This window comes from Halobacillus salinarum (genome assembly GCF_022919095.1).
GTDB classification, from domain to species: domain Bacteria; phylum Bacillota; class Bacilli; order Bacillales; family Halobacillaceae; genus Halobacillus_B; species Halobacillus_B salinarum.
In genome coordinates this window covers 3,772,659-3,798,257 of record NZ_CP095073.1, presented here as the reverse complement: position 1 = coordinate 3,798,257, position 25,599 = coordinate 3,772,659, and the positions used below count along the sequence as shown (strand labels likewise).

General features: G+C 43.2%; 21 protein-coding genes and 2 pseudogenes. 15 read left to right on the top strand and 8 right to left on the bottom strand.

The window, feature by feature from the left end; translation table 11 throughout:
• Window positions 1-115 precede the first annotated feature (115 nt).
• Window positions 116-3,856 carry a CBM35 domain-containing protein gene (locus tag MUN89_RS19635; protein WP_244709692.1) on the top strand — a complete coding sequence of 1,247 codons (3,741 nt, stop codon included), beginning with the start codon at window positions 116-118 and terminating at the stop codon, window positions 3,854-3,856.
• 331 nt (window positions 3,857-4,187) lie between these two features.
• Window positions 4,188-4,759 (top strand): annotated as a pseudogene (locus MUN89_RS19630) (cupin domain-containing protein).
• A 62-nt stretch (window positions 4,760-4,821) separates the two neighbouring features.
• Here MUN89_RS19630 and katG read toward each other — a convergent pair.
• The 4 genes from katG to MUN89_RS19610 form a co-directional block, all read right to left on the bottom strand.
• The gene (katG, locus tag MUN89_RS19625; RefSeq protein ID WP_244709691.1) at window positions 4,822-7,059 is read right to left on the bottom strand and encodes a catalase/peroxidase HPI; all 2,238 of its coding nucleotides are present in this window, start codon (window positions 7,057-7,059) and stop codon (window positions 4,822-4,824) included.
• 259 nt (window positions 7,060-7,318) lie between these two features.
• Window positions 7,319-7,960, bottom strand: a complete 642-nt coding sequence (locus MUN89_RS19620; RefSeq protein ID WP_244709690.1) for a hypothetical protein — start codon at window positions 7,958-7,960, stop codon at window positions 7,319-7,321.
• A gap of 13 nt (window positions 7,961-7,973) precedes the next feature.
• The gene (locus tag MUN89_RS19615; protein WP_244709689.1) at window positions 7,974-8,372 is read right to left on the bottom strand and encodes a permease prefix domain 1-containing protein; all 399 of its coding nucleotides are present in this window, start codon (window positions 8,370-8,372) and stop codon (window positions 7,974-7,976) included.
• Complete coding sequence (locus MUN89_RS19610; RefSeq protein ID WP_244709688.1) at window positions 8,369-8,698, bottom strand: PadR family transcriptional regulator; 330 nt, start codon at window positions 8,696-8,698, stop codon at window positions 8,369-8,371. Before MUN89_RS19610 ends, MUN89_RS19615 begins: the two co-directional genes overlap by 4 nt.
• 169 nt (window positions 8,699-8,867) lie before the next feature.
• On the opposite strand from MUN89_RS19610, the gene MUN89_RS19605 reads away from it, so the two are divergent.
• Both MUN89_RS19605 and MUN89_RS19600 read left to right on the top strand, forming a co-directional pair.
• Complete coding sequence (locus MUN89_RS19605) at window positions 8,868-9,476, top strand: TetR/AcrR family transcriptional regulator (protein ID WP_244709687.1); 609 nt, start codon at window positions 8,868-8,870, stop codon at window positions 9,474-9,476.
• Window positions 9,473-10,216 (top strand): SDR family oxidoreductase, encoded by a 744-nt coding sequence (locus MUN89_RS19600; RefSeq protein WP_244709686.1) that lies wholly within the window; start codon window positions 9,473-9,475, stop codon window positions 10,214-10,216. The genes MUN89_RS19605 and MUN89_RS19600 overlap by 4 nt, the downstream gene beginning before the upstream one ends.
• A 72-nt stretch (window positions 10,217-10,288) precedes the next feature.
• Here MUN89_RS19600 and MUN89_RS19595 read toward each other — a convergent pair whose 3' ends face one another.
• Both MUN89_RS19595 and MUN89_RS19590 read right to left on the bottom strand, forming a co-directional pair.
• Complete coding sequence (locus MUN89_RS19595) at window positions 10,289-10,519, bottom strand: hypothetical protein (protein ID WP_244709684.1); 231 nt, start codon at window positions 10,517-10,519, stop codon at window positions 10,289-10,291.
• Between the two features lie 2 nt (window positions 10,520-10,521).
• A complete protein-coding gene (locus MUN89_RS19590; protein WP_244709682.1) occupies window positions 10,522-10,788 on the bottom strand; it encodes a hypothetical protein in 267 nt (88 codons plus the stop codon).
• A gap of 49 nt (window positions 10,789-10,837) precedes the next feature.
• Here MUN89_RS19590 and MUN89_RS19585 point away from each other — a divergent pair, with 49 nt between their 5' ends.
• A complete protein-coding gene (locus MUN89_RS19585) occupies window positions 10,838-11,371 on the top strand; it encodes an Hsp20/alpha crystallin family protein (protein WP_244709681.1) in 534 nt (177 codons plus the stop codon).
• 44 nt (window positions 11,372-11,415) lie between these two features.
• Here MUN89_RS19585 and MUN89_RS19580 read toward each other — a convergent pair whose 3' ends face one another.
• A complete protein-coding gene (locus MUN89_RS19580) occupies window positions 11,416-11,637 on the bottom strand; it encodes a hypothetical protein (RefSeq protein ID WP_244709679.1) in 222 nt (73 codons plus the stop codon).
• Between the two features lie 138 nt (window positions 11,638-11,775).
• Between MUN89_RS19580 and MUN89_RS19575 the strand changes: the two genes are divergently transcribed.
• On the top strand, window positions 11,776-12,153 hold the full coding sequence (locus MUN89_RS19575) for a hypothetical protein (RefSeq protein ID WP_244709677.1): 378 nt from the start codon (window positions 11,776-11,778) through the stop codon (window positions 12,151-12,153).
• Between the two features lie 32 nt (window positions 12,154-12,185).
• Here MUN89_RS19575 and MUN89_RS19570 read toward each other — a convergent pair whose 3' ends face one another.
• A complete protein-coding gene (locus tag MUN89_RS19570) occupies window positions 12,186-14,201 on the bottom strand; it encodes a YjhG/YagF family D-xylonate dehydratase (RefSeq protein WP_396266062.1) in 2,016 nt (671 codons plus the stop codon).
• Between the two features lie 303 nt (window positions 14,202-14,504).
• On the opposite strand from MUN89_RS19570, the gene MUN89_RS19565 reads away from it, so the two are divergent.
• From MUN89_RS19565 to MUN89_RS19525, 9 genes and pseudogenes are all read left to right on the top strand, one after another.
• Window positions 14,505-15,782, top strand: a complete 1,278-nt coding sequence (locus tag MUN89_RS19565; protein ID WP_244709675.1) for an extracellular solute-binding protein — start codon at window positions 14,505-14,507, stop codon at window positions 15,780-15,782.
• 74 nt (window positions 15,783-15,856) lie between these two features.
• Window positions 15,857-16,843, top strand: a complete 987-nt coding sequence (locus tag MUN89_RS19560) for a carbohydrate ABC transporter permease (protein ID WP_244709673.1) — start codon at window positions 15,857-15,859, stop codon at window positions 16,841-16,843.
• Between the two features lies 1 nt (window position 16,844).
• Window positions 16,845-17,666 carry a carbohydrate ABC transporter permease gene (locus MUN89_RS19555; protein WP_244709671.1) on the top strand — a complete coding sequence of 274 codons (822 nt, stop codon included), beginning with the start codon at window positions 16,845-16,847 and terminating at the stop codon, window positions 17,664-17,666.
• A 30-nt stretch (window positions 17,667-17,696) separates the two neighbouring features.
• Window positions 17,697-19,271 carry a glycoside hydrolase family 43 protein gene (locus MUN89_RS19550; protein WP_244709669.1) on the top strand — a complete coding sequence of 525 codons (1,575 nt, stop codon included), beginning with the start codon at window positions 17,697-17,699 and terminating at the stop codon, window positions 19,269-19,271.
• 24 nt (window positions 19,272-19,295) lie between these two features.
• Window positions 19,296-21,395: a glycoside hydrolase family 52 protein gene (locus tag MUN89_RS19545; RefSeq protein ID WP_244709667.1), complete on the top strand. Its 2,100-nt coding sequence runs from the start codon at window positions 19,296-19,298 to the stop codon at window positions 21,393-21,395.
• A 13-nt stretch (window positions 21,396-21,408) separates the two neighbouring features.
• Window positions 21,409-22,095, top strand: coding sequence for a ThuA domain-containing protein (locus MUN89_RS19540; RefSeq protein WP_244713949.1), 687 nt, complete (start codon window positions 21,409-21,411; stop codon window positions 22,093-22,095).
• On the top strand, window positions 22,092-23,222 hold the full coding sequence (locus MUN89_RS19535; protein WP_244709666.1) for a Gfo/Idh/MocA family protein: 1,131 nt from the start codon (window positions 22,092-22,094) through the stop codon (window positions 23,220-23,222). The genes MUN89_RS19540 and MUN89_RS19535 overlap by 4 nt, the downstream gene beginning before the upstream one ends.
• A 56-nt stretch (window positions 23,223-23,278) precedes the next feature.
• Window positions 23,279-24,411, top strand: a pseudogene (locus MUN89_RS19530) (Gfo/Idh/MocA family protein).
• A 259-nt stretch (window positions 24,412-24,670) separates the two neighbouring features.
• Window positions 24,671-25,579: a fumarylacetoacetate hydrolase family protein gene (locus MUN89_RS19525; RefSeq protein WP_244709664.1), complete on the top strand. Its 909-nt coding sequence runs from the start codon at window positions 24,671-24,673 to the stop codon at window positions 25,577-25,579.
• Window positions 25,580-25,599: the final 20 nt, after the last annotated feature.

Genomic DNA, 25,599 nt, shown 5'->3' with positions numbered 1-25,599 from the left:
AAGACCACCACCTTAGATAACCTATGAAGGAACTTAATGTTGTTTCATAGGTTACTCTTATAGGACCACCCCCATATTAAGTTTAGGAAGCAAAAAAATAATAAGGAGCGTATCCATGAAAAAGATTTTTATCAGTTTGTTATTATCTGTAACCCTGATATTTAGTGGACTTAGCATTATACCTTTGAAGACTACTGCTGCAACTAACCCCCAGTTGAAGGTTGATTTATCAGTAAACAAGGGTGAAATGTTAAACGGAGGCGCAGGTTTCCTCTATGGAATGAGTGAACCCAATGTTCCTGACATTAATACAATTATCCCTCTTAAACCTAATACAACAGTTCAAAAAGCCCCGGATGGATTACAACACCCGAATGGTGATGCGTTAAAGGTTTCAGATTATTTCCTTGAAGCTGGTGGAGAACAAATACAGATTTACGTCCAAGATATTTATGAACAGTGGCCGTATGAATTTACTGGTATTCCAGATTATCTTGATAAAGTAGAATCAGTTGCTAAAAAAGTAGTGGAGAATCCGAACAAAGATAAATTCGTTTATGTACCATTTAACGAGCCGGATCATATATGGTATGGAGGTATGAGTGCTGAAACTCAAAAGCGTTTCTTCTCCGATTGGAAAACAGTTGTCGAAAAAATTAAGTCTATTGATCCACATGCCCGCATAGCTGGACCGAACTTTGCAAGCTACAATGAAAGCGTTTACTACAACTTTTTTAAGTTTGCAAAAGAGAATGATGTCTTGCCGGATGTTGTAACATGGCATGAATTAGGTGATGATTTCTTCTCTGGTTGGAACTCAAGATACTCTCAGTATCGTTCTATTGAGAAAGAGCTGGGATTTGGACCTCTAGAAATTAGTATCAATGAATATGCCCGCCCGAGAGATCCTTCTAATCAAGGTGCTCTATTGCAATTCCTGGCAAAATTCGAGAGAAGTAAAGTGCTCGGATCCTTACCATATTGGCACATGTCTGACAATTTAAATGATTTAGTGGTAGAAAATAATAAGGTTAATGGTGCTTGGTGGTTGTATAAATGGACTGGTGAAATGAAGGGTAAACAAACTGTTCAAGTAACCCCGCCAAATGAAAATGCTTTCGGGTTAGAAGGAATAGCTACGCTTGATCGTTCCAAAAAACAGGCGCAAATTGTATTCGGTGGTAAAAACGGAAGTACGGATATTGCAATTGAGGGAATCGATAGTCAAAAGTATTTTGGAAATAAAGTTCATGTTACCGTGTGGGAAAGTCCTTGGACCGGGTTTGATGGTGCTGCCGCAAATCCAACTGTTGTTCATGAGAAAGATTATTCAGTAACTAATGGTCAAATTAATATTTCCATATCTGATATGAACGAAATGTCTGCTTATAAAGCCATAATTACTCCTGCCACTGCAAAAACGACCTATCCTAAACAGCCATGGAATAAAACATATGAAGCAGAAGATGGAACTTTAAGTGGTAAATCTACTATATATGATCTGGAAAACAGCGGCGCTTACATTGAATGGCCAACTTCCGGAGGTAAGCAAGTAGGAGGGATTGATGATCAAAATAGCGGTGTGAAATTTACAGTAAATGTACCTGAAGACGGCAAGTACTTAATGGATGTCTATTACGGTAACGGTCCACTTGGACCAGAAGAATCAGTTGCTGATAGGAGAAAAACAGCAAAACACTTATTAACTGTTGATAACGAATTAACAAAAGAAATTGAATACCCGGCCAATGTTGGTTTTAAATTTATTGGGGTGAAGAAAGTGTATTTAGATCTTAAAGCCGGTGAGCATACATTAAAATTTTCCGGGATGCCAGTTATGCAGGATGGACAATTAACAAGAGTAGCTCTTCTTGATAGAGTAGACCTTACTTATACAGGTGAGTATAAGGGTGCGGTAATCCCGGACACTCATAGATATGAGGGTGAGTATGCTGAATTAAAAGGAAAATCCAGAATAGAAACTAAGAATGACAATTATAGTGGTACAGGTTATCTGGATCTATCTCAGGACAAATCAAGCGTTATGTTTGTCGTGAATGTTGAAAAAAATGGCTACTATGAAACGAACCTTAGATACTCAACTAGCAGAGGAAACAGCAAGGTGGATTATTATATAGACCGTAAAAAAGTAAAAGAATTGAAGCTTGATAGAACTGGTTCAAAAGATGATTGGGAGACTCATTCAGTTATTCGTTATTTAAAAGCAGGAATTAATTTAATTGAATTAAAGAATGCAAAACATAATCTCAACATTGACTATCTAAATGTGAAGGAAGCTCCCAATGCTGCAAAAGGTTCGATTAGCGTAATTGAAGCTGAAGATAAAGGAAATACTATTGCCGGTGCAGCCAAAGTACAAGAAAATCCTTATGCATCAGGAGATAAACATGTTGGTTTTATTGGGAAAGGAGCAGAAAATTATCTTCAGTTTAATAATATCACTGTGCCCAAAAGCGGAAAGTATAAATTAGTTGTACATTACTCTAACAACGAACAAAAAGGGAATCACAGTTACAATGCAAATTTAGTAGAAAGGCATGCTGAGATTAGTGTTAATAAACAGGATGCTGAAAGAATCTATTTTAAAAATACCTACAGTTGGGAAACCTTTAGATCTATTGTTTTAGATGTAGACTTAAAGAAAGGAAATAATACGATAAGGTTTAATAATGATACGATGTCTCCGGATTACGAACAATATGCGCCAGATATCGATAAAATTGAAGTTGCTCCTGCTGAAACCTCGGAACCTTCTTTAATGGTACATGGACCACATACTGTAAAAGTAAATGATTCGTTTAGTCTATCTTATGCAGTTAATGATGGAACAGAAAAGATTCGATTTCTGAAAATGAATTTGAAATATGACCCGGAGAAAATGGAATTTGTTTCGGTAGTACCTTTAAACAAAAAACTGCACATAAAAACTACAAAATCAGGCCGCACTGGTGAGGTCAATATTTATATTAAAGGTGCACCTGGACATTTTTTAAGAAACCATGATTTGTTTAAAGTAAATATGGCAGCGAAAGAAACTGAAAAATCAATGACAAACATTAAGATTACCGATATTGCTCTGAAGAATAATAGAAGGAAAGTAACTTTGATTGATCCTGTTACGCAGTTTATACATTTATTCGATGATGTGTCTGAAATTAACATTATCGGAAAAAATGGATTACAATCGATAACCGACAATCGTGGGGCGCTGCAACTTTCAGCAGAAGTAAAGCCTGCGAACGCTGATCAGTTAGTAAACTGGTCCGTTACAGACTTAGATGGAACGAATACAGAACTTGCTACAATTTCTTCAGAAGGCTTACTTTCGGCTAATAACAAGGGTCTGAATGGTAAAGTGAAAGTTGTTGCTGAGGCAATGGACGGTTCAGGGACTTCAGCGGATAGGGTAGTGGAAATAAAGAACCAGTTAGTATCAGTAAACGGAACTCCATTTGGAAAAAATCCGCCATGGGCACCAGGTGGAGAATTCGATAAAGCATTTGATGGAGACATTCATACATTCTATGATTACAGCAAAGCAAATGGGGGATATACTGGAATTGATTTAGGTGAAGATAACCAGGCGGTTGTAAAGGAATTTAGATATTATCCTAGAGCCGGATACACTGAAAGAATGGTGGGAGGAAAAATTCAAGGATCAAACATTTCTCCAACTGAAGGATTTGTTGATTTATATACTATTAATTCAAATCCCGAACTTAGCTGGAATGTGGTCCAGTTAACAACCGACAAATCCTATCGTTATCTACGTTATGTTAGTCCAGATGGTGGATATGGTAATATTGCTGAACTGGAATTCTTTACTGAAAAATAAATGAATTACCGGGATTGGCTGCCTTAGAACTCCCATTGAAATAAATCCGAGGAGAAATAAAATTCGCCTCGGATTTATTTTATTATTTTGATTAGTAGTAGGTTAAAGTGAAAATTCTATTTAAGCGATGGATTTGACAGGAGATAAAAGTAACTGTGATTGTTAACTCAACTAAATACAAGATATCTGATTTATTCATGGTTTTGGATATCTTCTACAGAAGTAAAAATATAAGATGAAAACCCATTCCATATGTACCATCTTTTCGTTTATGTACACTCTCCGCCCACATGCATAGGATAGTTCTAGACCAATGAAGGGATTGACGAACATGTACTATGCTCCTCAAAATTACCAATACCCCAATCCTTATTATGCTCAGATACCCATCTATAACGATGGAAGGTATGGCTATTGGCCACAGCCTTATCCGGCACCGTATACAGACGGCTTTTATGACCCTGATGACCAGAGAATCAGGTTAAAGGATTACGGTCCAAACCCGTTCACCGTAAATATCAATAGGGCAACGAAGCAGAACAATACGTATCGGACGGCGCTATGGACAGGAGATCATCTCCAGGTGACGTTAATGAGCATTAATCCAGGCGAGGATATTGGCTTGGAAAAACACCCCAACGTGGACCAATTCTTACGGATTGAACAGGGCAGGGGAATTGTGCAAATGGGGAAGAGGAAAAATGATTTAAGCTATCAAAGAAAGGTTCAGGATGATTCGGCGATCATGATTCCGGCAGGGACCTGGCATAACGTAACGAATACCGGGAATATGCCGTTGAAGCTGTACTCGATTTATGCCCCCCTAACCATCCTTTTGGTACGGTTCATAATACGAAAGCGGATGCGGAAGCAGCGGAAGAAGGGCACGGTTACGGAAATTAAAAAAATGGAGCAGATACCGATTAGTCGGCAATCTGCTCCCATGTGTTTAAAAGAGAGTCCGGTTATGCTTTATGGGCCAATAAATCTTTGTTTGCTTTTAAATCAAAGCGGTCGGCGTTCATCACTTTCACCCAGGCTGCTACAAAGTCACGGACAAACTTTTCTTTATTGTCGTTCTGGGCATAGACTTCCCCATAAGAACGGAGGACAGAGTTGGAACCGAAGACGAGGTCAACACGGGTGGCTGTCCTTACGACTTCCCCCGTTTTACGGTCACGTCCTTCGTAAACGTTGAAGTCCGCCGGTTTCCACTCAATTCCCATGTCAAGCAGGTTCACGAAAAAGTCGTTTGTGAGTGTACCGACTTGGTTTGTAAATACGCCGTGCCGGGAGTCTTTATAGTTTGCACCAAGCACGCGCATCCCACCGATCAATACCGTCATTTCTGGTGCGGACAAGCCTAGCAGCTGAGCCTTGTCCACTAATAGTTCCTCTGGACTGAGCGTGTATTCTTTTTTCTCATAGTTGCGGAATCCATCAGCCATCGGCTCTAATACGTCAAAGCTGTCCACGTCAGTCTGGTCTTGTGCAGCATCACCGCGTCCAGGGGCAAATGGAACAGTTACGTCAACTCCGGCGTCTTTGGCGGCTTTTTCTACAGCTGCACTGCCGCCAAGCACGATTAAATCGGCAAGGCTGACTTTTTTATCGAGCTTGTTCTGAATCGTTTCATAGACGGAAAGCACTTTTTCAAGTTGTTCCGGTTCGTTTACTTCCCAGTCCTTCTGAGGGGCAAGTCGGATGCGTGCCCCATTTGCGCCACCGCGCATGTCTGAGCCGCGGTACGTGCTGGCAGCGGCCCAGGCAGTTTTTACAAGCTCGCTTACGGTCAGGCCGGAATCAAGAATTTTTTCTTTTAAGTCAGCGATTTCAGCATCGGTTAATTCATAGTTTACTGACGGGATCGGATCCTGCCAAATTAAGTCTTCCTCGGGTACTTCTGGTCCAAGGTATCGTGATTTTGGCCCCATGTCACGGTGCAGCAGTTTAAACCACGCACGTGCGAACGCATCGGCAAATTCATCCGGGTTCTCATGGAATCGGCGGGCAATCTTTTCATACACAGGATCTGTACGTAAGGCCATATCGGCAGTGGTCATAAATGTAGGAACACGGATTGATGCATCCTCGGCGTCTGGTGCCAGGTGTTCCTCCTTAGGGTTTACCGGAGCCCATTGATTAGCACCAGCCCGGCTTTTTGTAAGCTCCCATTCGTAACCGAATAACAAATCAAAATAGCCGTTATCCCAAGTCGTCGGGTTCGCGGTCCACGCTCCATCTACACCGCTTGTAATGGCGTCGCGGCCTTTCCCGCTTCCGTGGGTGCTTCTCCAGCCTAAACCTTGTTCTTCAATATCAGCTGCTTCCGGCGCTGCTCCGACATGTGCTTCAGCGTCGCCGGCACCGTGTGCTTTACCGAATGTATGGCCGCCGGCAGTAAGTGCGACGGTTTCCTCATCGTTCATTCCCATTCGGGCAAAGGTTTCCCGGATGTCATGCGCGCTTGCCTGCGGGTCCGGATTACCGTTTGGACCTTCAGGATTTACATAAACAAGTCCCATTTGCACAGCAGCAAGCGGACTTTCAAGCTCGCGGTCTCCTGAGTAGCGGTTGTCCCCAAGCCATTCAGTTTCTTTTCCCCAATAGACATCTTCTTCCGGGTGCCATACGTCTTCGCGTCCTCCCCCGAAACCAAAGGTTTTCAGTCCCATGGATTCAAGTGCAACATTGCCGGTAAGAACGAGTAAGTCGGCCCAGGAAATCTTGTTTCCGTATTTTTGTTTAATCGGCCATAATAGACGGCGTGCTTTATCCAGGTTGGCGTTATCCGGCCAGCTGTTAAGCGGAGCAAAGCGCTGGGAACCAGTACCTCCGCCCCCGCGTCCATCACCTGTCCGGTATGTGCCGGCAGCGTGCCAGGACATACGGATAAAGAGTGGCCCATAGTGCCCGTAATCGGCCGGCCACCAGTCCTGGCTGTCCGTCATTACATCTTTAAGGTCTTGTTTTAGCTCGTAATAGTCGAGGTTATTAAACGCTTCTGCATAGTTAAAGTCTTCTCCTAAAGGATTGGTCTTTTTGTCATGCTGATGCAGGATGTGCAGATTCAGCTGGTTCGGCCACCAGTCTTTATTCGTTGTACCTACTTTAGTGGTGGTAACAGCACTTTCCTCCTGCGTTTTTTCATGTGATACCGGGCATTTCCCGGCCTGAGTGTCTTGCATTTCATGCTTGTCCATTCATCATTCCCCTTTCTGTGTGAGTGAATAAATTACAATGGCTCTTAGATTATAATTATAATAAATTACGAGATAAATTGAAAGGGAAATGACCTAATTTTCAAAAAACGCTTACATTAGAGAAGCATATACTGAGCGATCACGCCGTTTATTTTGAAATGGTTTATTAAAAGGTAGAGTCCTAATGGAAAGGCAGAATAACAGTGAAATCTCTTTTGTCTTTTACTATTTCATTAAAAAAGCTTAAAGGACACTGCCTTTAAGCTTTTCTACTGTTTTTTTTATAAGAGAAATAGTACATGCTGAGCGGCCACCATAACACACAGAAGATCGGGTAAACGGCCCAGATCTCATGGGGTGTGGAAATAGCATTGACAGTGGAAAAAAAGAGGGTGATCCATAGACTTCCGTGAATGGAGAATTGGAAAAACGTTTTTCTTTGAGCATGATATACGGATAACGGCCACCATAACACAGCAAAGACTGGATAAACAGCCCACGGATAAGTGGAAGAAAGCACAAGGTTTAAGATTACATAATAGAGAATGATCGATAAGCTTCCCGCCAAAGCGGTGGTCAACGTTTTGGCCTTTTGGCCAAGTGATACGAGAATCGGCCACCACAGGATAGGAAAGACCGCATATAAAAACCATGGATAATGAGGTGTCTGGACGTAATTTTCAACGATTAGAAATACGATGATAGCTGCACTATAAAAGTAAGCGAGCTGCTTCTGCCCGCCTTTTTTAATGCCGATGACCGTGATCGGCCAGCATAACACGGCAAACGAGGGATAAAGAAACCAAATGTAATCCGGGCTTGTTATAAGGTTCGTCATCATAAAAAACACTATACAAAGGATGCTTCCTGCAACGGCAAAGCCTGTATCTAATTTACTCACCAAGATTCCTCCTTTATTTAGATCGAACCCAGCTGAAGTACATTGTCAGCGGCCACCATAAAACGGCAAACGTTGGATAAACAAACCAGATTTTATCAGGAGTATAATAAAAATTGATAAACAGAAAGAGTGCAATAATCAGTCCGCTGCCCCAAATGGAATACCAAAGATTTTCTTTTTTCATGCTTCTCTTGACCGGCTGTTTGATGCCCAATTCCTGGCGAAGCTCCTCGATATCTCCAAAGTCGACGATGGCTTTGTTGATGGCATCTTCTTCATCTTTGCCTTGCTTCATTAAATCCAGAACTTTTTCCTCGAGATTTTCAAGAACTTCATATTTTACCGCTTCTTTCTGCTCACTTTCAGGCACATCTTTAAAAAGATGCTCAACGTGGCTGTTTAACTTTTTCATTCCAATCCCTCCATAAATAAGTCCATGATTTCTTTTGTTTCTTTCCATTCTGCTATCATTTCTTTTAAGTACGCTTTGCCAAGCGTAGTGATTCTGTAATACTTGCGTTTTCCTCCTTGAGAAAAATTCCCATAATACGATTCAATCAGTTCTTTTTTTACGAGTCGCTGAAAAACTGCATACAAAGTGGCTTCTTTTATTTGAAAACGATCATTCGTGCGGCTGCTTATTTCCTTGGAAATTTCATAGCCATAACGATCCTCTTCGAAGATCAGCCGTAAGATGATCGAGTCCAAATGACCGCGAATGGTATCGCTTCTGATCATAGGTTCACTTCCTTGTTTGACTATTCTATCTGATAGAGTAATCATAATTGATATTACTCTATCTGTCAAAGTAATTTTTAATAACAAATAACAAAAAAATATATTTGTCATTTGTTATTTTGTTTGTTATGGTAGTTTTGCAGGAGGTGAAGGACTTCAAGTCGACAAGATGAAAAAAAGAAGTGTTTTAAGTAAAGAAGAGATTCTCCAGTGTGCAGAGACAGTGTTTAGAAGGTTCGGTCCAAATAAAACGTCAGTGACTGATATCGCGAAAGAATTGAACATTAGTCATGGAACCATTTATAGACATTATCCGAGCAAGGAGAAGTTAAAAGAAGCAACGACAGAAAAGTGGCTGAACGAGGAAATCATTACCCCGCTCGAGCAATTGCTTGAGGAGCATTACGAAAACAGTGCTCAGCGTTTAAAACAATATATAAACAAGCTGGTGAATTTAAAACATCACTTCGCCTTTGAAGATCGGGAAATGTTTAAGATGTATGCGGAAGTTACCGAGCAATCTGCTGGTCTCATTCACTCTCATCTTGATCAGATTTACAAGCATCTTACTTTCATCATCGAGGAAGGAATGAACTCCCGGAAGTTTCAAAGCTTTCAAACGAGCCGGGAAAATGCAGTAGCCGTTTTTCATGCGACAGAACGGTTTCACCATCCTGCCCATGCTTATGAATGGAAGGAAGAAAAAACTAAGCAGGAATTTGAACAGGTCTGGTATTTGATTGAACGAGGAATTATATTCAGAGGAGGAAACCCATGAATAATCAATTAGCAGGAAAAACGGCGATCGTTACCGGAGCTTCAAGAGGTATTGGAAAACAAATCGCAGAGCAGCTTGCTGCTCTTGGAATTAAGGTAGCTGTGAATTATAGCAGCAGTCCTCAGCATGCGGAAGAAGTCGTAAGGGGCATTAAAGATAACGGCGGAGAAGCCATTGCAGTAAAAGCGGATGTCGGCAAGGTGGAGGAAATTAAGCAGTTGTTTGTGGAAACAAAGCGAGCCTTTGAAAGAATTGATTTCTTAGTTAACAATGCAGGCGTGATGGCTACAAAGCCTTTAAGCGAATTTACCGAAGAAGAGTACGATAAGCATTTCAATGTCAATGCGAAAGGAACGTATTTTGCCTGCCAACAGGCATTGGCTGAAATGGAAGACAGGGGACGGGTGATTAATATTTCTACTTCTGTTAATGGACAGATGTTTCCGGGGTACAGTGTTTATGCGGGAACAAAGGGAGCTGTAGAGCAGTTCACCCGCCAGCTGGCAAAAGAATTCGGGAATAAAGGGATCACCATCAACGCGGTTGCCCCAGGACCGGTGAACACAGAACTCTTTACGGCTGATAAATCAAAGGAGCAAATCGAAGGCATGAAGCAGATGAATGCTTTTAAACGATTAGGGGAGCCGGAAGACATCGCCAATGTTATCCAGTTTCTCGTCAGTGAGGAGTCCCAGTGGGTGACAGGTCAGACGTTACGCGTAAATGGCGGATTTATTTAATGAAACGGAACAAGGCACCTTCCTTAAATGAAGGTGCCTTGCTTCATGACCTTTCAGAAGTACACTCAATAATTAAACGACACTCCCTTTAGTGGAATTTGAATCTAATACATCCGGATCCGCCACGAAGTTGATCGGCACATTTACGCAGGCAAGATCCCCGTTCTGCTCCCCGAAGCCCATGTTTCGTTTCGTGGAAAGAAAGAAGTCCGTCTGCTGAAGGCCGGCGAAAGCAATGGTGGAAGAACGGTCGAGTACATTTACTTTAAAACCTAAAATGTTGACGACAGAAGGTGCAAACATAACTATGATTCTTCCCACCTTTCAATATTTAAAGGTTTTGCTGTTTCCCTGGTTATGGATGCGTCATCGATCACATCACGATCATCCACTAAGTTTCTTAAGCCTGAAAAGGAACTGCTGTCTCCATAATTACTGCCAAACCCCTGATTTTTCTTATCCGAGTTGTGCCATTCTGCAAGGATATTCTGCCCTACATTCACGGCTGAAGCATTTTCAAAGGAATTAATTTTGAAATTGAAAATATTAATAACTATAGAAGGTGCAGCCAACCCAAACCCCCCTTTATATTTACCAAGTATATGTAGGTAAATCTTGTTTATGTGGAATCTTCCCGTGGAGGTGACTCCTATCGATCCTAAGCAGTTAAAGCAGTGGATGGAATTGGCACAGTCTTTCCAGGGCCAGGATTTCTGGAAAGGTGTGTTCAATGAAGATAATGGAAAACAAATGATACAGGATTTCCAGCAGGAAAATACCCGGGCGAATCAAGTTCAGCCACAGACCCATTCCCACCAAGATCTGCACGCTCACCCGGCTGCTGACTTTCCTAAGTATGAGCTAAGTAAAAGCAAGGATTATTTATACGTAGTCGTTGAGCTTCCGGGAATTCAAAAAGGGGACGTAGAATTGGCCTTTGCAGGAGAGCAGATCTTGGTTAAAGGCAATGCAAAGCCAATAAAGCCGGAAATGACAGTGATTCAATCTGAAAGATATGTCGGAGAGTTTGAACGAATTATTACACTTCCTGAGCCCGTGAATGAAAGTGATATCCAGGCAGAATTCAAAAACGGGCTGCTTGAGGTGAAAATGGGGAGGTTCAGAAGAAATCATAAGCCCATTCAAATTAAATGAAGCACAACCCCTCCTCCAATTGAGAAAAGGGGTTGTTTTTGCTGTTATCCTCCGCCATCGACGCCATCACCATCATGAATAATTGAAATGCAATCGTCCATGACCACGCCATCTGCCAACTGTTCCCCAAATCCTTCCTGTTCTTTATTCGATACCACCTTTCTAGTGATTTTGTTTTGTCCAAAGGAGATGGTACAGCCGAGTCCAGCTGTGTTGACCTTGAAGTGAGGAAGGTTGATTTCCTGAGCAAAAAATTTAATGTCCACCAGTCCTTTCCGTTGTTTTACTCATATTTCTTCCGTTGGTTGATACACTTAAAATGGGACTAGTTTTTGAAAATATATATTAACCAATATATGAAGGGTGTATATAGAGCATTCATTAAATTAAAGGAGGGGGCAGGCATGGGGATTCTGAAGTGGTTTAAACTGCACAAGCATCTGGGTGAAATCCGCGATCTTAAGGATAAAGTCGCTTCCCTCAACGAAGAAATTACGGGGTTAAAGATGCATCTCCAGGATCAAAAACCTCGCCCTCACTATATAGTTGAGCAGCTGATTATTGAAAAATATGAAGTACATAACAGCTTTGGAGCTCTTGGGATTAAAGAACTGCAGGGAACCCTCAATATTGGAGCGAACTATGGCGGCGAGCTGCCTGAAGATCTCGGTGAAATCATGAAAATGAAAGAAAAGGAAGTGAACAAGGCTAAACAATGGGAGGAGCAGGAAAGCTCTCCGCAGGATATGCCAAAAGTTAATATAAAAGCGAAAGAAAAATGAGGCTCTGGGAAAAACCCGAAGCCTCATTTTTGTTATTGAAGTTTTTGCTCATAAGCAGGATGGTTCTTATTGTCGTTTTCTGCGAGTGCTTTTTCTCCTGCTTCTAATACTTCGATGATGCGGTCGACATCATACACACTTCCGCGCCATATGCCGCCGCTGACTTTTTGCAGTGCTGCCCAGAGCCGTGTATCATCAGGAAGCTGATCGGCAGGGAAAATGTCTTTATTCTGTGTTCTTTCTGCTAAAATGACACTTCCTTCTTCAGGGGACGCAGGGTGTTCTTCGGTTCCTAAGAAGTGGAGGTGGCCGCTTAAATTCTCCGTATCGATATATACTTCAACAACATCTCCATCCCGGAGCTTGCCGATCGGGCCTCCGGCGAGACCTTCAGGACCGATATGGCCGATACAGGCTCCGGTGGAGACACCTGAGAATCTGGCATCTGTCAGAAGCGTGACGTATTTCCCGTAAGATAAGTGTTTTAAAGCAGAAGTGAGCTGGTACGTTTCTTCCATTCCTGTTGCCATCGGTCCACATCCGGTAACAGCCATGATATCGCCTTTTTCTATTTTTCCGTTTCGGATGGCTTGAATGGCTTTTCTTTCACTTGTAAACACTTTGATTTTATTCTTATGATAATAAATTCCATCGGCATCAATCATCGTTGGGTCAATGGAGGTCGATTTAATAATTGATCCTTGCGGTGCAATATTTCCGACAGGGAAGGTGACCGTCGGTTTGAGTCCGCGTTCCTTTGCTTGAGGAGGGGCCATAATGACGTCGTTTGCTGCAATGCCATCTGCTTCTTTCAAGCGTTTCTTCATTTCTTCCCGCCGTGACGAATTCTCCCACCATTCAAGGTTTTCACCGAGCGTTTTTCCTGTCACTGTTAATACGTCTAAGTGAAGCAGACCGAGTTCCCGTAAATGGAGCATCACTTCCGGAACGCCGCCAGCTAAATAAGCACGGATGGTCGGATGATAGTCGGGACCATTTGGAAGAACGCTTACAATTCGCGGCGTTTTTAAATTCACTTCATGCCAATCCTCCACATCAGGCAGGTCGCATCCAGCCGCGTAAGCGATTGCAGGAAGGTGCAATAGAAGGTTGGTCGAGCCGCCAAAAGCTGCGTGAACGACCATCGCGTTATGAATCGATTTGTTCGTAATAATATCTTTTGTAGTCATGTTTTCATTAATCATCTGGACTGCTGCTTTCGCGGATTGTCTGGACATTTCCTTCCATATCTCCTGACCAGATGGGGCAAGGGCTGCATGTGGGATCGACATGCCTAACGCTTCGCCTACGACTTGTGAGGAAGCAGCCGTCCCTAGAAATTGGCACCCTCCGCCAGGAGTGGCACAAGCTCTGCAGCCAAGCTCAGCCGCTTCTTTTAATGAAAGCTCATCATTCGAATAACGGGCTCCTATCGTCTGTACTTTCCCAGCGTCTTCTCCAATCGCTGGAGGAAGCGTCACTCCTCCTGGAATGATCACGGTTGGCAGGTCATGCATGGATGCTAAAGCCATCATCATGGCAGGCAGGCCTTTATCACAAGTAGCGATGCCAATCACAGCTTTTCTAGTTGGTAAGGAACGAATCAGACGCCGGTAGACTTGAGAGGCATCATTTCTATAGGGAAAGGAATCGAACATTCCTGTAGTCCCTTGGGACCGGCCATCACAGGGATCACTGACATAAGCAGCAAAAGGGACTCCTGCTGATTGGCTGATGACTTGAGCCGCTTCCTTCATCAGCATATCGACTTCCCAGTGGCCAGTATGGTAGCCGAGCGCGATCGGCTCTCCTTCAGAATCTTTAATACCGCCTTGTGTACTTAACAGCAGCACTTGTTTTCCGTTTAATTTGTCAGGTTCCCAGCCCATTCCTACATTTTGAGAGAGGCCGAATAAATCGCCGCTCGGTGAATTGCGAAGCATTTGGTCGGTAAGCGGTAAAGCGCCTGATGGACCAGGGGCTTTTGTGCGTATATCGGTAATTTCCGTTTGTTCCAGCTGCATCAGATCTTCGAGAGTATGAGACACGACTAACACTCCTTAAATAAATAAGTCATTTGTGTAATGATTATGAATTTTTCGAACAAATTTGTCAACTTTATAGAACATAATTTTACATTATAAAACAAATTGAATGATAGCGATTTCAAAATTCGCTTGCTATTATTTTTTCTTTAAGTTATTATGACATTAATTAGTTCATCCAATGAACAAACTTAGTTTTGTACTTTAAATCAAGGGGGTAGTTTTAGTCATAACCCAGAGAGAGACCGTTGATTAGTAGGAAGTTCAGCTATTTATGAAAACGCTAACAAAGGAGAGGGGATTTACATGTTAAAACGTACATTATGGTTGCTGGGAATGGTTTTATTGATCTTTACTACGGCTTGTCAAGGCTCCGGTGACTCTTCCGCCAGTGGGGATTCTGAAGGTGGCACGACGCTCACTCTTTGGCACATTGAAACAGGGCCATCCGAACAGGCTTTGAAAGACGCGGTTAAGAGATTTGAAGATTCTCATGATGGAGTCAAAGTAAAAATCGTGCAACAGGAAAATGATCCCTATAAAACGAAATTATCGGTAGCCATGGGTGGAGGAACACCGCCGGATGTCTTCCACTCCTGGGGTGGAGGCTGGCTTGAGAAATTTGTGGATGCCGGACAGGTAGCTGATCTGTCAGGAGATATCGATACTTCCCGTTTTGTACCTTCCGCTTTAACACCAGCGACGTTTGAGGACAAAAATTATGGTGCACCACTGGCTATGGATATTGTCCCCGTCTGGTATAACAAGGAGATGTTTGATAAGTACGGACTGGAAGAACCTGAGACTTACGAGGATCTATTAAACATAGCAGAAACGTTGAAATCAAACGACATTATCCCATTTTCTCTAGCAAACAAATCGAAATGGCCGGGTTCTTTCTATTATATGTATTTAGCTGAAAGAATTGGCGGACCGGAGTTATTTAATGAAGCCTTTAATCGTGAAGGCAGAGGATTTGATGATGAAGCTTATGTGGAAGCGGGCAAAAAAATCCAGGAGCTCGTAAAAATGGATGCCTTTCCTGATGGATTTAACGGCATGAACTTTGATACAGGGCAATCCCGTCAGCTCATGTATGCAGAAAAAGCGGGGATGATTATTCAAGGAAGCTGGATGCTCGGTACGACAAGAGCAGACATGCCTGATTTTGAAAAGAAAATGGGATTCTTCCTATTTCCTTCCGTAGAGGGTGGAAAAGGTTCAAAACAGGACATTGTCGGTGGGGTAAGTCCAGTATTCTCTGTATCTGAGAAAAGTAAACACAAAAAGCTTGCTAAAGAACTCGTTAAAGAACTTACGAGTAAAGAAACAGCCCAGCAGCTGGCTAACGAAGATGGAGCCATCTCTGCCGTAAAAGACGTCGAGTATGAAGATGAATATGTGCAGAAAATTAGTAAAGTCTTAGAACAGTCTGAATATTTACAGACGTTCTATGATCAAACGCTTCCTCCAGAATTGGCAGAAGCTCACTTGGATACCACCCAGGCGTTGTTTGGACTATCTATGACTCCTGAAGAAGCCGCTAATAAAGTTGAGGAAAAAGCAAAAGAAGTATTGAAATAGTCAATTTATGAAAACTACATCAAGTAGGAACCGCTGCTTGATGTAGTTTTCTCATCCTAAGGGAGGTGACGTTCTTGCAGGAGCATGCGAGACAAATGACTACGGAACGACCGTTAGAGAATGAAGCACAGCAAAAAACGTCTGAAATTTCAGATAAAAAAGTAAAGCAGCTGCGCTCGAAGAAAAAACGAAACGAAATGTTTGTCATTATTGGCTTTATGGCCCCGGCGCTATTAATCTATGGGCTTTATGTCGTTTATTCAATTGGTATGACTTTTTATTATAGTCTATTTGAATGGTCAGGGATCGATAACAACATGGTATTTACCGGTTTGCAAAATTATATCACTCTGATCAGTGACAGCGTATTTTGGACTTCTATGCAGAATAACTTCCTGCTGGTAGCTGCTTCTTTACTGACTCAGCTGCCTCTAGGTCTAATTATGGCATTACTATTGTTCAGTCCTGTTAAGGGAATGAGGTTCTTCCGATCGATTTACTTTATGCCGTTTCTCATGTCCACGGTAGCCATCGGGATCTTGTTTATCTACATCTATGACGGGAACTTTGGATTAATTAACCAGGTTCTTGGTCAATTAGGGCTGGAATCGTGGCAGCACGGCTGGCTTGGTGAAGAAGGGACAGCCATCTGGGCAGTAATTGCAACGGTCTGCTGGCAGTTTGCTCCGTTTTATATGATTTTATTTAGAGCGGCCATTGTAGGGATCCCGGAAGATCTGTACGAAGCAGCGGACATTGATGGAGCAAATTCCTGGAAGAAATTCCAGAACATCACCCTTCCGTTGCTGATGCCGACCATTGTGACGTCCGCGATTCTTTCTATTATTGGTTCGTTGAAGTACTTTGATTTGATTTATGTCATGACAGATGGCGGACCCAATAATTCTACAGAATTGATGGCGACGTATATGTATGAGCAAACCTTTACGAATTTCAACATGGGGTATGGCAGCAGTATTTCGTTTTCTATGTTCATCATTGCGTTTATTGTAACTGCGATCATCATCTTCTTTGAACAGAGAAGGAAAGGGGCGAATTAGCGTGTTAAAAAAATTGAATCAAATTCCCCTCTATGTGTTAGCTATTGCCTTGCTTTTATTTACAGGGGTTCCTTTCTTCATTATGGTGAGTGCCTCGTTCAAAAGCCAAATTGAATTTATGGGTTCTCCCTGGGCACTGCCTGAAAACTTTTCCTTTGAGAACTATCGATTATTGTTTGAATCCGACTTTTTCCATTTCTTTTTAAACAGTGTGATTGTTTCGGTCATATCGGTTGTTGCTGTCATTGTGCTAGCTGCTATGGCAAGCTATCCGCTGGCAAGAATGAAGTTCAAGCTGAATCGTCCGTTGTTTCTTCTGTTTCTCGTTGGGATGATGATTCCTATTCATACAACGTTAATCCCGATTTTTCTTTTAACGAAAAATCTCGGTTTGTATGATACGATTTGGGCGCTTCCTGGACCATACATCGCTTTTGCCATTCCTGTTTCGATCGTGATTTTCACCCAATTTCTGCAGGAGCTGCCAAAGGAACTGGAAGAATCAGCAAAGATGGATGGATGCGGTCATTTTCGCTTATTCTGGCGCATTTTGTTTCCACTCTTAACTCCAGCGGTTGCAACAGTAGCAATCTATAATTTTATACAAATATGGAATGAATTTGTCTTCGCACTCGTCCTGACGAATTCTGAATCGAACGCTACCCTTCCGTTAGGACTGAGAGAATTTTACGGCCAGTTTTCCGTGAATGTTCCTGGGATCATGGCTGCACTTACTTTAGGTAGCCTTCCGCTTCTATTGGTCTATTTACTCGCGCAAGAGAAAATTGTCAAAGGAATTGCTGCTGGATCTGTGAAGGGATGATCTGTGAATAATGAAAGCGAGGGAATATAGATGTCTACAATCGAAAATCCGATATTGCCAGGATTTCACCCGGATCCCTCTATTGTAAGGGTCGGGGATGATTACTACATTGCAACGTCCACCTTCGAATGGTTTCCTGGTGTGCAGATCCATCATTCAAAGGACTTAAAGCATTGGCGCCTGCTGACTTATCCACTTACCCGTCAGTCTCAGCTCAACATGATAGGGAATATTGATTCTGGCGGGGTATGGGCTCCCTGTCTAACTTACTCAGACGGCAGGTTTTATTTAATTTACACCGATGTAAAAAGCCGCCGTGGAGCATTTAAAGACACTCATAATTATTTAGTCACTGCTGAGAATATTGATGGACCATGGTCTGATCCTGTCTACTTAAACAGCAGTGGTTTTGATCCATCGCTTTTCCATGAGGACGACGGGTCTAAGTGGCTCGTGAACATGATCTGGGACCACCGGCCTGGCACGAATTCGTTTGCCGGGATCGCACTTCAAGAATTTTCTGTCGAAGAGAACAGGCTCATTGGTCCGGTGAAGAATATTTTTAAAGGAACGAGTGTCGGCTTGACAGAAGCTCCTCATATTTACAAAAGGAATGGCTATTATTATTTGATGACCGCAGAAGGCGGAACCGGCTATGGCCATGCGGTGACGGTGTGCCGTTCGAAAAGCCTGGAGGGTCCTTATGAAGTCGATCCGGAAAACCCGGTTTTAACCTCAGATAGATCTAAAAGCATGCTGCAGAAAGCGGGCCACGGAAGTCTTGTGGAAACCAAGTCAGGGGAATGGTACATGGCACATCTATGCGGCCGGCCAATTAAAGAATCGCAGTGTGTCTTAGGCCGGGAAACGGCCTTGCAGAAATGTTATTGGACTGGTGACGACTGGCTTAGAGTAGAAGGAGGTCCTTATCCAAAAACTTCGGTTTCAGGGCCGGCCCTGGAAAGCTTTGAATTTGAAAAAGAAAGTAAAAGAGACGATTTTGATCATGATGAGCTTTCATTACACTGGAATGCTTTACGGCGTCCTTTTACGGAAGATTGGATCTCGTTGACAGAGCGGCCCGGATATCTGCGGTTGAAAGGCCAGGAATCCATGAGTTCTATGCATCGCCAAAGCATTCTAGCACGCCGGTTGGACAGCATTCACGCCAATGTTGAAACAAGTGTGCAATATGAGCCGGAGCACTTTCAGCAAATGGCTGGACTGATTTTTTACTACGATACGAAAGATTATGTTTATTTGAGAGTGACCCATCATGAAGAACAGGGCATGTGCCTCGGGGTTATTCAATCGAAATACGGCCACTATGAAGAGCTGCTGGAAAAGGAGATCACCCTGCCCGGGCAAACGAGCTATTATTTAAAAGCTTCGGTTACCCATGAGTGGTTATCGTTTTATTATTCCTTAGACGGGGAGAACTGGGACCAAGTAGGTGAAGCAATCGATTTCAGCCATCTGGCGGATGATGATCCGGACTATGTCCGTTTTACTGGTACATTTGTTGGTCTTTGTGCACAAGATTTAAGCGGTCAAGAAAAATGCGCGGATTTCGATTATTTTATTTATGATTCCGAGCAGTCTTAAATTTTATCAGAGGAGAGATCAAGCATGCCATACGAGCCATTTTTTAACGCCCACCATTCGCCTGTTGGAGCATTTGCAAGTTTTACATTAGGTTATAAAGGAGCAAGCGGCGGTTTAGGGATCGAACTAGGAAAGCCTGCCGATGAGAATATGTACATAGGTCTGGAAACGGAAGAAGGAGGGACATACCAAGCCTTTCCTTTCTTTGGGGATACAGAAGAAGACCTGGCCCGGTTTGCTGTCGGGAACGACCAGACGGAAGGGGATCAGTCACTGATTACCCATTTCAGCGATGAAGAGATTCAAAGGGATTTTAATGCAGGAACGGACACGTGGCGGGCAGGAGATTTGGAATTTACGATCTATTCTCCGGTAAGAGAAATTCCGGATCCTGAGGGCGGAAACGTACAAAACTTAAAAGACACGATAGTGCCGGCTGTTTTCGTGGAAGTCACAATCGATAATCGTAACCATGCGAAGAAACGCAAGGCATTTTTCGGTTATCAAGGAGAAGATCCCTATTCAGGAATGCGGAGGATTACAAGCAGTGGAATCCAAGGAATCGGGCAAGGAAGAAGAACCGCGATAGTTACGAACGATGCTGCTGCGAAAGCAGGGCTCGGGTTTACGATTGATAAAGTTTTAAACGTCGAGCATGAATTTAATTTAGGATTTGGACTTGGCCTGTGCGGCGCCATAGTTATAGAAGCAGAAGCCAATGAAAAGAAAACCTTTCAATTGGCTGTGTGCTTTTACCGCGATGGCTACGTAACGAGCGGGATTGACACTACCTATTATTACACCCAATATTTTTCCTCAATTGAAGAGGTGGCTGCTTACGCGCTCGATCGATTTCAGCCTTTAATCGATCACTGCCGGTCAGGGAATCAGTTGGTGGATGGGCAAAAGTTAACAGACGAACAGCGGTTTATGATGGCGCACTCGATTAAAAGCTATTATGGAAACACTCAATTCCTTGAAAATAATGGGAAACCTTTATGGGTTGTAAATGAAGGTGAATACCGGATGATGAACACATTTGACTTGACTGTGGATCAGTTGTTTTATGAATTGAAAATGAGTCCATGGACGGTAAAAAATGTATTGGAGCAATTCACAGACCGGTACAGTTACAAGGACACTGTTTTCTTTCCAGAGACTAAAGAGCAGCACCCTGGAGGAATCAGCTTCACTCATGATATGGGCGTGGCTAATGTTTTTTCAGACCCCGGTCGTTCTGCTTATGAATTTGCAGGGATCGACGATTGCTTTTCTTTTATGACCCATGAAGAGCTCGTGAACTGGCTGTGCTGTGCCTCTGTTTATGTATCGCAGACAGGGGACGAAGCGTTTGCTGTCAAGCATAAAGAGGTGCTGGTCGAAGCCTTCAACAGTATGCTCCATCGTGACCATCCAGAACCAGAACAAAGAAATGGCTTAATGGGACTGGATAGTTCTTATACGAAAGGAGGCGCTGAAATAACGACCTATGACAGCCTGGATGTATCCTTAGGTCAGGCAAGAAACAATATTTATTTGGCGGTCAAGTGCTGGGGGGTCTATGCGGCGTTAGAAAAGCTGTTTCAAAAGCTTGAGCTTTCAGACCTTTCCCGTGAAGCAGGCCGTCAATTAAGAAGCTGTGCGGAAACGATCACGAGTGAAATGACAGAAGAGGGTTACATTCCAGCCGTAATCACAGAGGGCAATACCTCCAGAATCATCCCTGCCATTGAGGGACTAATCTTTCCTTATTTTACCGATTGTAAGGAGTATCTTAAGGAAGAAGGTGAATTCGGAACGTTTATTCAGGCGTTAAAAAAACATATAGAAAATGTCTTAAAGCCCGGCGTATGCCTTTTTGAAGACGGTGGGTGGAAAATATCTTCAACGAGTGACAATTCCTGGTTAAGTAAAATCTATCTCTGCCAGTTTATTTACCGTGAGATTCTCGAATTCCCTTGGGGAGAACAGGAAAAGGCTGCGGATCAAGCCCACGTCAAATGGCTGACCCATCCAAAGCTGTCCTATTGGAGCTGGAGCGACCAAATCATTGCTGGTGAAATATCCGCCAGCCGTTATTATCCTAGAGGTGTTACTAGTATTTTATGGCTGTTGGAAAAATAGAAAGCGAGGGACTATAATGAAGGCGCTTATTTTTCAGGGAGGCTGGGAAGGACATGAACCAGCCCAGGTTGCTGAGATTTTAGCAGGGATCTTAAGAGAAGAAGATTTCGATGTGACGGTTACTGATACGTTAACGACGCTGGAGGAAGAGGACTTAACTGCTTATGACTTAATCGTTCCTAACTGGACACAGGGCTCGATCACAGAGGAACAGCTGACACCTTTACTCCATGCGGTTGAGAACGGTACGGGACTTGCCGGTCTTCACGGAGGACTTGGAGATTCGTTCCGGATGGCTACCGACTACCAGTTCATGGCAGGTGGGCAGTGGGTCGCTCACCCCGGCAATGATCTGATTAAATATAAGGTAACGATTAAACATTCGGATGATCCATTAACGGAAGGAGTCGAGGACTTCTACGTCGAATCTGAACAATATTACATGCATGTGGATCCTGCTGTTAACGTACATGCTGTCACCCGATTCCCGGTTGCTGATGGGCCGCATACTCCGAATGGTCCTGTTGATATGCCCGTCGTATGGACGAAAAAATGGGGAATGGGAGACGTTTATTACTGTTCTCTTGGACACGTAGCGAATATTGTCAGCATGCCTGAGGTGATGCAGTTGATGAGAAATGGATTCAAATGGGCAGCCCGTAAAAACGATCAAGGCAGGAAAGGCGTGGAAGGCGAATGAGTGGAGTAAAGGTTGGTCTAGTAGGCTGTGGAAATATCAGCAGCATCTATTTGGAAAATGCGGTGAAATTTGAATCATTTGAGATAAGCGCGTGTGCTGATGTCGATTTGGCTAGAGCAAAGCAAGTGGCGGCAGAGTATGGGATAACGAAAGCAGTTTCTGTAGAGGAAGTGCTGCACGATCCTGAAATTGAGCTTGTGCTCAACCTTACCCCGCCTTCTGTTCATGCAGAAATCGCCATTCAAGCTTTGAATTCGGGGAAGCATGTTTATAATGAAAAGCCTTTATCAGTGACGAGAAGCGATGCGAAGGAAATTTTGGCAGTTGCTGAAGAACAGGGACTCTTCGTCGGAAATGCACCTGATACTTTTCTGGGTGGGGGACTTCAAACCTGCCGGAAAATTATAGATGATGGGCTTATTGGCGACCCGGTTTCAGCAACGGGATTCATGATGATCCCCGGCCATGAACGGTGGCATCCGAATCCAGAATTCTTTTACCAGCCTGGTGCTGGTCCGATGTTCGATATGGGGCCTTATTATCTAACAGCGCTTATCTTTTTAATGGGACCAATCAAACGGGTGACTGGATCGGCTAAGATTACTTTTGCTGAACGGACTATTACGAGCGAACCGAAGTATGGAGAGAAGATCAAAGTCGCAACGCCTACTCAAGTGAACGGGGTGCTTGATTTTGAAAGCGGCGCCACGGCGTCCATTATTACGAGCTTTGATACTTGGCATCATCAACTTCCGCCTATTGAAATCTACGGTTCGAAAGGAAGTCTTGTCGTACCTGATCCAAACCATTTCAGCGGTCCGGTATTTATCAGAAAGGCTGGAGACAAGCAATGGTCAGAGCACCCTCTGACTCATGGATTTACTGTTAACAGCCGTGGTATTGGAGTAGCGGAGTTTTGTCACGCAGTGAAAAACGAAAAAAGTCCTAGAGCAAACGGAAACTTAGCGTATCATGTCCTCGATGTGATGCAGGGGATCTATGATTCTTCTGAAGAGGAGTGCCACTATAAGCTGACGAGTTATTGTAACCAGCCAGCTCCATTACCAGCAGCTATTTCAGAGGATAACTTTGACCGATTATTAACTGAAGAAATGCTGACGAAATAATAACCGGTCGATTAACAAGGGAGGAAGGCCTCGTGAGCGATTTTATAAATATTGGAATGATCGGTTACAAATTCATGGGAAAAATGCATAGTCATGCTTACCGTGATCTGCCTTTTTATTTTCCTGAAAGTCCTACACCAAGACTGCGGGCACTTGCAGGCAGAGACAAAACCTCTGTAAAGAAAGCTGCAGAGGAAATGGGATGGGAAAGTGTTGAAACGGATTGGCGCAGACTGATTGAACGTGAAGATATCGATGTAATTGATATTGCAACGCCGAATTATACTCATGCAGAAATCGCCATTGCCGCCGCTGAAGCCGGCAAGCATATCATTTCAGAGAAGCCGTTGGCGCTTAACGTGGAGGATGCCCGTAGGATGTATGAGGCAGTTCAGAAAAACGAAATTGTCCATATGATCTGTCATAATTACCGTTTTGCTCCGGCTGTTCAATACGCACATCAGTTGATCAAAGAAGGGAAGCTCGGGGAAATCTACCACGTTCGCGCTCATTACTTGCAGGATTTCATTCTTGATCCTTCCTTTCCGCTTGTCTGGCGTTTGAAAAAAGAAGTGTCCGGAAGCGGGGCACTCGGAGATATTGGTGTTCATAGTGTGGACTTAGCGAGATTTCTCGTCGGGGAAATCACAGAATTAAGTGCGATGCTGCATACTTTTATTAAGCAACGTCCGATTCCGGATGCTGAAAGCGGCTTAAAAGGTGACACCAGCAACGAGCAGTATGGCGAAGTTACCGTCGATGACGCGTCTGCTTTTCTCGCGAGGTTTGAAAATGGGGCGATGGGAATATTTGAGGCGACGAGAATGGCCGGGGCAATCGAAATAAAAATAAATTCGAAATCAATGGGGAAAAAGGTTCCATCCGCTGGGATATGGAGAGAATGAACGAGCTTGAGGTTTATTTAACGGATGACCCAGCTGGACTTCAAGGATTTCGCACGATTAATTGTACAGAAGAGGAGCACCCGTATGCAGGAGCTTATTGGCCACCAGGGCATATTATCGGCTATGAACATACGTTCATTCATCTTATGCGTGAATTCCTGATGGGGGTCCGGGATCAAAAGCAACCGGAACCAAATTTCAAAGATGGACTCATCAACCAATCCATTATGGATGCGATAGAAAAATCTGCAAGTAGTAAAAAGTGGGAGCAAGTTTCCCTTTAGAAAGCTGAGAAGCAAGCAAAGAGAGCAAAGTGCAGATATTCCTTCTATTTTCAGAATAATCTTACTTGACTGTCTACGAATCTGGCTATATATTGTAACTAATGCTTCCTTACTTATGAAAGCGTATCAATTTTGGAAGAATGATAGATTGCTGCGCGGGTCATAAGTTTTCTGTCTACTTTCACCTTTGAGTGAAGTAGATGTTTTTTGCCTATATATGAGAACGGAGTTTTATATTATAAAACGAAAGGTGGAAGCCATGAAGATTATCAAGTTTAAAACCAAAGATGATTCTAATCAATTAGCAGCAGTGAAAGAGGATGGATCGATTTATCCTCTCCCTTATGAGGATTTTCTCCACATCATTGAAGAGGCTGAAAAACATGCAGAAACTTGCCTGTCGATTGTGAAGAAGGCAATTGAAGATGCAAAGCCTATTCAACAAAAACCTGCCGATCTCCAATTAATGCTTCCGCTAGATGCTTATGAAGTTTGGGCATCAGGAGTAACGTATCTCAAAAGTAAGAACGCAAGAAATTATGAAGCTTATGAAGGGAAGGAGGAAGTCAGCGACTCTTACTATGACAAAGTTTATGATGCAGAACGGCCGGAAATTTTCTTGAAATCAACTGGGCGCAGAACGATTGGACCAGATAAACCGGTGTATTTAAGGAACGATTCTGATTGGCAGATCCCAGAACCTGAACTTGGTCTAGTCTTAAATAAACATGGCCGAGTCGTCGGATATACTGTTGGCAATGACATGAGCAGCCGTGATATCGAGGGGGAAAATCCTCTGTATTTACCACAAGCGAAAATTTGGAAGCACTCCTGCTCTTTTGGACCGGCCATTCGGTTAGCCGAGACTGTTGAAAATCCTTATGACCTGACGATAACGTGTAAAATCAGCCGGGGCGGGGAGAAGATCTTTGAAGAAAGTGCGAGTACTTCCCAGCTGAAAAGGAAATATGAAGAGTTAGTCGAATATTTAAAACGAGACAATGAATTATTTGATGGAACGGTCCTGTTTACGGGGACGTGCATTATTCCGGCCAATGACTTTACACTTGCTGATGGAGATTTGATTGAAATTACGATTCCTGAGGTAGGGACACTGAGTAACCCAGTTGAAAAACTAGTCATTCAGGATAAAACAGCTATTTTGTAATCCCAATTCTATTTAGGAGG

Coding starts and splice junctions, on each gene's coding strand:
- MUN89_RS19635 (WP_244709692.1), top strand. CDS start 116: ATGAAAAAGATTTTTATCAGTTTGTTATTATCTGTAACCCTGATATTT.
- katG (WP_244709691.1), bottom strand. CDS start 7,059: ATGGACAAGCATGAAATGCAAGACACTCAGGCCGGGAAATGCCCGGTA.
- MUN89_RS19615 (WP_244709689.1), bottom strand. CDS start 8,372: ATGAAAAAGTTAAACAGCCACGTTGAGCATCTTTTTAAAGATGTGCCT.
- MUN89_RS19610 (WP_244709688.1), bottom strand. CDS start 8,698: ATGATCAGAAGCGATACCATTCGCGGTCATTTGGACTCGATCATCTTA.
- MUN89_RS19605 (WP_244709687.1), top strand. CDS start 8,868: ATGAAAAAAAGAAGTGTTTTAAGTAAAGAAGAGATTCTCCAGTGTGCA.
- MUN89_RS19600 (WP_244709686.1), top strand. CDS start 9,473: ATGAATAATCAATTAGCAGGAAAAACGGCGATCGTTACCGGAGCTTCA.
- MUN89_RS19595 (WP_244709684.1), bottom strand. CDS start 10,519: ATGTTTGCACCTTCTGTCGTCAACATTTTAGGTTTTAAAGTAAATGTA.
- MUN89_RS19585 (WP_244709681.1), top strand. CDS start 10,838: ATGTGGAATCTTCCCGTGGAGGTGACTCCTATCGATCCTAAGCAGTTA.
- MUN89_RS19575 (WP_244709677.1), top strand. CDS start 11,776: ATGGGGATTCTGAAGTGGTTTAAACTGCACAAGCATCTGGGTGAAATC.
- MUN89_RS19565 (WP_244709675.1), top strand. CDS start 14,505: ATGTTAAAACGTACATTATGGTTGCTGGGAATGGTTTTATTGATCTTT.
- MUN89_RS19550 (WP_244709669.1), top strand. CDS start 17,697: ATGTCTACAATCGAAAATCCGATATTGCCAGGATTTCACCCGGATCCC.
- MUN89_RS19545 (WP_244709667.1), top strand. CDS start 19,296: ATGCCATACGAGCCATTTTTTAACGCCCACCATTCGCCTGTTGGAGCA.
- MUN89_RS19535 (WP_244709666.1), top strand. CDS start 22,092: ATGAGTGGAGTAAAGGTTGGTCTAGTAGGCTGTGGAAATATCAGCAGC.
- MUN89_RS19525 (WP_244709664.1), top strand. CDS start 24,671: ATGAAGATTATCAAGTTTAAAACCAAAGATGATTCTAATCAATTAGCA.